General features: G+C 60.4%; 9 protein-coding genes, 1 tRNA gene and 1 rRNA gene. 3 read left to right on the top strand and 8 right to left on the bottom strand.

Annotated features, from left to right (window positions below):
• Positions 1-136 precede the first annotated feature (136 nt).
• The 5 genes from rplI to AC1DS3_RS35835 form a co-directional block, all read right to left on the bottom strand.
• A complete protein-coding gene (rplI, locus tag AC1DS3_RS35855) occupies positions 137-589 on the bottom strand; it encodes a 50S ribosomal protein L9 (protein ID WP_150983655.1) in 453 nt (150 codons plus the stop codon).
• A gap of 31 nt (positions 590-620) precedes the next feature.
• Complete coding sequence (gene rpsR / locus AC1DS3_RS35850; protein ID WP_006163606.1) at positions 621-899, bottom strand: 30S ribosomal protein S18; 279 nt, start codon at positions 897-899, stop codon at positions 621-623.
• A 3-nt stretch (positions 900-902) separates the two neighbouring features.
• Positions 903-1,202, bottom strand: coding sequence for a primosomal replication protein N (priB, locus tag AC1DS3_RS35845; RefSeq protein WP_043352030.1), 300 nt, complete (start codon positions 1,200-1,202; stop codon positions 903-905).
• 74 nt (positions 1,203-1,276) lie between these two features.
• On the bottom strand, positions 1,277-1,651 hold the full coding sequence (rpsF, locus tag AC1DS3_RS35840; protein WP_006163598.1) for a 30S ribosomal protein S6: 375 nt from the start codon (positions 1,649-1,651) through the stop codon (positions 1,277-1,279).
• A gap of 101 nt (positions 1,652-1,752) precedes the next feature.
• Positions 1,753-2,751, bottom strand: coding sequence for an asparaginase (locus AC1DS3_RS35835; RefSeq protein ID WP_477129062.1), 999 nt, complete (start codon positions 2,749-2,751; stop codon positions 1,753-1,755).
• A gap of 234 nt (positions 2,752-2,985) precedes the next feature.
• Here AC1DS3_RS35835 and lexA point away from each other — a divergent pair, with 234 nt between their 5' ends.
• The 3 genes from lexA to AC1DS3_RS35820 all read left to right on the top strand — a co-directional run bounded on the left by lexA (position 2,986) and on the right by AC1DS3_RS35820 (position 4,102).
• The gene (gene lexA, locus AC1DS3_RS35830; protein ID WP_477129061.1) at positions 2,986-3,642 is read left to right on the top strand and encodes a transcriptional repressor LexA; all 657 of its coding nucleotides are present in this window, start codon (positions 2,986-2,988) and stop codon (positions 3,640-3,642) included.
• 108 nt (positions 3,643-3,750) lie between these two features.
• Positions 3,751-3,921, top strand: coding sequence for a hypothetical protein (locus AC1DS3_RS35825; RefSeq protein ID WP_170301734.1), 171 nt, complete (start codon positions 3,751-3,753; stop codon positions 3,919-3,921).
• 105 nt (positions 3,922-4,026) lie between these two features.
• Positions 4,027-4,102: transfer RNA gene (locus AC1DS3_RS35820), tRNA-His, on the top strand.
• A gap of 412 nt (positions 4,103-4,514) precedes the next feature.
• On the opposite strand, the gene AC1DS3_RS35815 is transcribed toward AC1DS3_RS35820, so the two are convergent.
• The 3 genes from AC1DS3_RS35815 to rrf form a co-directional block, all read right to left on the bottom strand.
• Positions 4,515-4,793 (bottom strand): hypothetical protein, encoded by a 279-nt coding sequence (locus AC1DS3_RS35815; protein ID WP_441629768.1) that lies wholly within the window; start codon positions 4,791-4,793, stop codon positions 4,515-4,517.
• Positions 4,794-4,861: 68 nt separating this feature from the next.
• Positions 4,862-5,467, bottom strand: coding sequence for a class I SAM-dependent methyltransferase (locus AC1DS3_RS35810; protein ID WP_441630432.1), 606 nt, complete (start codon positions 5,465-5,467; stop codon positions 4,862-4,864).
• A 462-nt stretch (positions 5,468-5,929) separates the two neighbouring features.
• Positions 5,930-6,016, bottom strand: a 5S ribosomal RNA gene (gene rrf, locus AC1DS3_RS35805); the annotation flags it as partial.

The following is a 6,016-nucleotide window of genomic DNA, read 5'->3' as shown; positions in this document are numbered from 1 at the left end:
GGCAAGCAAGGGGCGCGGCCAAACAAAAAGGCAGGAGCGCGATGCTCCTGCCTTTTTGTTTGGTCAAGCAAGCGGCGCTGGCATCCGGTCCCCACCAGCCCGAAGGACAAGTGGGAACCGGCAGCAAGGCCGATGCTTAGGCGTGTTCGCCCAGGACGGAAACCGTCACGTCGACCAGCACGTCGGTGTGCAGCGAGACGCTGACCGGGTGGTCGCCAACAACCTTCAGCGGACCATTCGGCAGGCGCACTTGCGCCTTCTCGACCTTGAAGCCTTGGCCAGCCAGAGCTTCAGCGATGTCGGCGTTGGTCACCGACCCGAACAGGCGGCCGTCCACACCCGACTTCTGGGTGATCTGCACGGTCAGGCCGTTCAGCTTTTCGCCTTCGGCTTGCGAAGCTGCCAGCTTTTCAGCGGCTGCCTTTTCCAGTTCGGCGCGCTTGACTTCAAACTCGCTGATAGCGGTCTGGGTAGCGCGGCGGGCCTTCTTGTTCGGGATCAGGAAGTTACGGGCGTAGCCGTCCTTCACGCGAACGATGTCACCCAGGTTGCCCAGGTTGATGACTTTTTCAAGCAGAATAATTTGCATCGTGTTTTCTCCTTAACGGACCTAGGGCCGATCAGTTCTTGTGCAGGTCGGTGTAGGGCATCAGCGCGAGGAAACGCGCGCGCTTGATGGCCGTGTCGAGCTGACGCTGATAGTGCGCCTTGGTGCCGGTCAGGCGGGCCGGCGTGATCTTGCCGTTGTCGCCGATGAAATCCTTCAGGGTGTCCAGATCCTTGTAGTCGATCTGTTCCACGCCAGCCACGGTGAAGCGGCAGAAGCGCTTGCGCTTGAACAGCGGGTTTTGCTGTTGGAAGCGCTTCTTGTTCTTGTTGTCACGTTTGACGAATGCCATGATTCAATCCTTTTCGAATGCTTTACATCCAGTGATGTGAAAGACGAGAGCCTTGCTGTTGCGGTGCCTGCGGGCCAGGAATCCTTCGCAGTCGAGCATCGCGCCGAGCGGGGTACGCTCAAGCCGCTGGCCGATCTGACCAATTCCCATGGCGGCGATGGCGAACTCCACCTGCCTGGGCGTTTGCGCCTCGACCGTCTCGCCCGCGTACTGCAAGATGCAGTTGACCACGGGGACCCCGGCCGGGGTGTAACGCAAGGCATCGCGTTCCGCGAGCGTTGCGCAGAGCCTTAACTGGTTCAACGCACTCTCCCGCACCGATGCCCGCACTTGCCGCCGCGGCGATCAACGCCGGCGGCAACCACAACAGTCCGCACTTAGGCGGCCTGGACTTCGCTGGTCTGTTGCGCGGCCTTGCGAGCTTCTTCGCGCTGCACTTCCTTCATCATCGGGGACGGTGCGGTTTCAGCCTTCTTGGTCTGAACGATGAGGTGGCGCAGCACTGCATCGTTGAACTTGAACGCGTGTTCGAGTTCAGCCAGGGTTTCCTTGCCGCATTCGATGTTCAGGCAAACGTAATGAGCCTTGGCCAGCTTCTGGATCATGTAGGCCATCTGACGGCGACCCCAGTCTTCCACGCGGTGGATCTGGCCTTCCTGGGACGTGACCAGCGTCTTGTAACGCTCGATCATGGCCGGGACTTGTTCGCTCTGGTCCGGATGGACGATAAATACGATTTCGTAATGACGCATTGACGCTCCTTTTGGATAAGCTGCCCGAGCGCCATGTCCGGTGCAGCAAGGTTGAATAGCCTTATAGTATAGCGTGCTTTTGCTATCGGGAGCAAGCTGCCTCAGTTTTCGGTGAATCGCGCCTGCAGCGCAGCCGGATCCCTTGCCAGTCCTGGCTCCGCGGCCAGAGCCAGCGCCAGGAGCACGCGCGCTTTATAAGGATTGAGGTCGCCGGCCGAAACAAAAACGCCCGCGGCCGGCTTGGGAGGTGCTGGAATCGCCACATGCCCCGCCCCGGTGCGCGAACTGCGCACCACTGCCACGCCGGCGCTGGCAGCATCAGTTAGCGCCTCCGCCAGCGACTGGTGGACCGACCCGTTGCCAGCGGCCGCCACGACCAGGCCTGACACGCCCGCCTGCGCCAAGGCATCCACCACGATCCGGCCCGGTTCCGCATAGCTAGCCACGATCTCGACCTGCGGCCATGCACCTGGAACCGGCCAGGCCTTGGCCGGCAAGCGGCCGGGGGTGCGCACAAAGCGCACGAGGTTGTCCTGAACAAAACCAATCGGCCCGGATACCGGCGACACAAACGCATTCACCGCCGATGTGTGCGCCTTCATCACATCGCGCCCTGCATGAATCTCCTGATTGATCACCAGCAGCACGCCCTTCGCCGTCGCGCCGGCATCCGCCGCTACGCGCACCGCATCCAGCAGGTTCAACGGGCCATCCGCCGACAACGAGGTCGACGGCCGCATTGCAGCCGTCAGCACAACCGGCACCGTACCCACGCAAGCCAGGTGCAGCAGCATGGCCGTCTCTTCCAGGGTATCGGTGCCGTGCGTAATGACAATGCCCGACACATCGGGCTGCGCGGACCAGTACGCCACGCGCCCCACCAACCTGGACCAGAGCGCGAACGACATGTCCTTGCTATCCACCTGCGCAACCTGCTCGGCCTCGATCCGCGCCACCGCGCCCAGCGCCGGCACCGCGTCGAGCAGCGCCGTCACCGGCACCGTCGCCGCCTGGTACTTCGCGCTGCTGGCTGGGTTGGAAGAAGAACCGGCAATGGTGCCGCCGGTAKCGAGCACGACGACACGAGGCAGGAGAGACATGGCGGGAAAGTGGGAAAGTGGCCGGCAGCCAGAAAAGTTGAACAGTACGCAACGCAAGACGCTTCAGTGCCGCGGATTGTAACCCTCCGCCCACCCGCCACGGCACGCGCCAAGACCCGTGGGACGCACCTGTCAATGCGCAAACTCCCAAAAATTCCGCTTGCACTTCACTCGATACTGTATAAAATCACAGCATACTGTTTAAACATACAGTGCTTTCAAACACCGGCGACCATGGCGACCCTGACACCGCGACAGCAGCAGATTTTCGACTTGATCCGCAGCAGCCTCCAGCACACGGGCTTCCCGCCCACGCKCKCAGAGATCGCCGCCAAGTTCGGCTTCTCCTCACCCAATGCAGCCGAGGAACATTTACGTGCCCTGGCCCGCAAAGGCGTGATCGAGCTCACCCCCGGCGCCTCACGCGGCATTCGCCTCAAGGTCTCCCGCAGCGACTCCGAGCTACCCGACCAGTTCTCGCTGCCCATGGCCGGCGTCATGCAGCTAACCCTGCCATTGGTCGGGCGCGTCGCAGCCGGCAGCCCGATCCTCGCCGCCGAACACATCGACCGCCAATACCAGGTCGACGCCTCGGTGTTCGACGTGCAGCCCGATTACCTCCTGCGGGTGCGTGGTCTCAGCATGCGCGACGCCGGCATCCTCGATGGCGACCTGCTCGCCGTCAAGCGCGCMAGCGAAGCCGCCAACGGCAAGATCGTTGTAGCGCGCCTAGGYGACGACGTCACCGTCAAACGCCTCAACCGCCGCGGCGACATCATCGAGCTGATCGCCGAGAACCCCGACTTCCCCAGCATCATCGTGCAAGCCGGCCGTGAAGAGTTCTCACTAGAAGGCATCGCTGTCGGTCTCATCCGCCCCGGCGCCTTCTGACGAGTGCGGCTGAGACGGGCGAACCCCGTACAAGCCGACACCCGATTGTGCCAACGCACCCGCGTAGCGGGTACCGCTAACTGTTGTTGCAAGTCACCAGGTGTAGCCATGCTGCCAGCCAACCGCCTCTCCGCCCGCCGCCCCGTCAAGCCCGTGCCCTTCCGCCAGTCCAAAGGCGTACGCATCTACCAGGGCGCACAACGACGCACCATGGTTGGCAGCATGGCCGCCATCTGCCGAATGCTCGAGTTGGAGGAATCCTCCAAGCTGGCTGGTTAAGCAGGCGGCACTGAAAAAAATTTGTGCAGAGTACTAGCCATCCGGCTCTTGGCATTGTATGATCTTGTTCTTCGTCGTTCGGCACCAAGCAGAACGACATCGACGGTGGCTGTAGCTCAGTTGGTAGAGTCCAGGATTGTGATTCCTGTCGTCGTGGGTTCGAGTCCCATCAGCCACCCCAGAATTTGCTTTACAAAACAGCGACTTAGCCAAGTCGCTGTTTTTGTTTGTGGACTCAGCGCACGCTGAAAGCGCCCACAGCGGTAATTCGGATCAAGGGCCTTGCGACTCAAGCTCGCAACGCACGTACCCCCCCCCCCCCGCAATCCCGTCACACGTTCTTGCCCGGCGAAACCATCCGTTGACAATTCGGCGCTCTGCTTTCGGGACGCACGCATTCGGATTCACTACGAATCCGCACAGTAGCTGTGCACTGCAATGCCTCCGCCCGATACTCGTTGCCTAGAGACGTGAGTGATGCACTGACTCTTGGGTGCACCGGCGTGTCCAGCAACGAATATTGGCATCGAATTTGGATAAAGATATTTTAATTCTGCCTATAAGGCCTTCATTGTCTCAAAGGGAAAAACCAACTAATCGGCAAGAGGGAAGCCAAAGACATCCCGCAGCAGATCTTGCTCGAACGCCGCTATCCACGAAGACCCCGCCCTGTCTGGATAGCGCCGAACTTCGCTTCCGATTACTCGGGTGACGGTGATTTCCCGCAGCGTGTGATTCGGGCTGTCGGCCAGCGGAGTGCCCTCCTCTGCTGCGACATCGAAATCCTCTGGTACAAATCCGTGCCGCGCGCAAGCGGACTCGAAATTCTCACGCTCGTCCGCGGGTAGTTCGTAGAATAACTTTTGAACCATGGCCATCTCCCAGAGCCTCGCTGAGATCCTAACATGGCCAATCCGCGCATCCCTGAGCAGTTTGTCGGCTACCCCATCTGCAATGCAATCACGCTCCAGGAGACCGAGTCGCGGCCCTGCGTATCCTTGCGCTGCCCGATATAGCGTTCAGCCAAGCCAATCGCTCGGCCAAGTTCMAGCGTCTCATCGGCAGACACGTCAAACATCCTTCGACCATGGGGAACAGGCCCATGTCTGAGCGACATGATGACACTAGCGCCCGGCGCCAGCAGTTCCGCGATGGCACGCATTGCAATCGCTCGCTCAGCAGCGTCAAGATGCATCCATACGGCAGTTAGCAATATGAGATCAAATTGCTCACGCCTGGCTCGCATCGCCGATAGGCATGGCAGCGCGTCATCCACCCATTCAATGGGCAAAGCCGCGTGAATACGCTGCCCCTCTTGACGCAATTCAAGGGTGGGTTCTAGAGCCACAATGCGATGTCCCAACCGAGCAAGCGCGGCTGCATCGCGGCCCGACCCAGCGCCGATGTCCAGAATGCCGCTGGGCGTATGTGGAAACAGGTGCAGAACGTCGCGATGGACATCCTCGAATAGAATGTGCTCGTATTGTTGCGCCAACGCGATTGCGTTGGCGCTATAGCCTGCGGTACCCGCCACTGTTCTACGCATGTGGATCCCTGTTTTCACCCTACCAACGGCGTATAGGAAGCTTCCGCGCCCTTTGGCATATTGCAATTGCTCGTTGACTGACCCCGACGAGACTTCCCGTAGACCCCCTTGGCATCGCGCCGGCGGTCTTCTTTTTTGCCGGACGCCGCAGTTGCCTTGATTTTCATCCGGAACAGCCGGATTGATGATGGCCTGCATCGAAGGCGACGCATGTGGCACAGTATTGTGCGTGCCCCCTCGACGTGAAGAGACACGCGTTTTAACCTGCGGAGTTGTGGATATGGCCCGCACCAGCCTGCTTCTGCTGATGTCACGGCTGTGGTCGCCGTTGCAAAACTTGGAACGCGKGCCCTGCGGCCGTCGACGGAATAGATCCACGCTTGTCTTCTGAAGCCGTTCTAAAACCGCAGCCACAAAAGCAAAACCCCCCAGTACTTTCGTACTGGGGGGTTTCAAGGGAGAGCCTGGCGATTACCTACTTTCACACGGGTATCCGCACTATCATCGGCGTGGAGTCGTTTCACGGTCCTGTTCGGGATGGGAAGGGGT

It is taken from the genome of Cupriavidus sp. 01L46 (assembly GCF_056399905.1).
The sequence above is the reverse complement of the archived record's forward strand: the minus strand, read 5'-3'. Positions and strand labels throughout refer to the sequence as shown.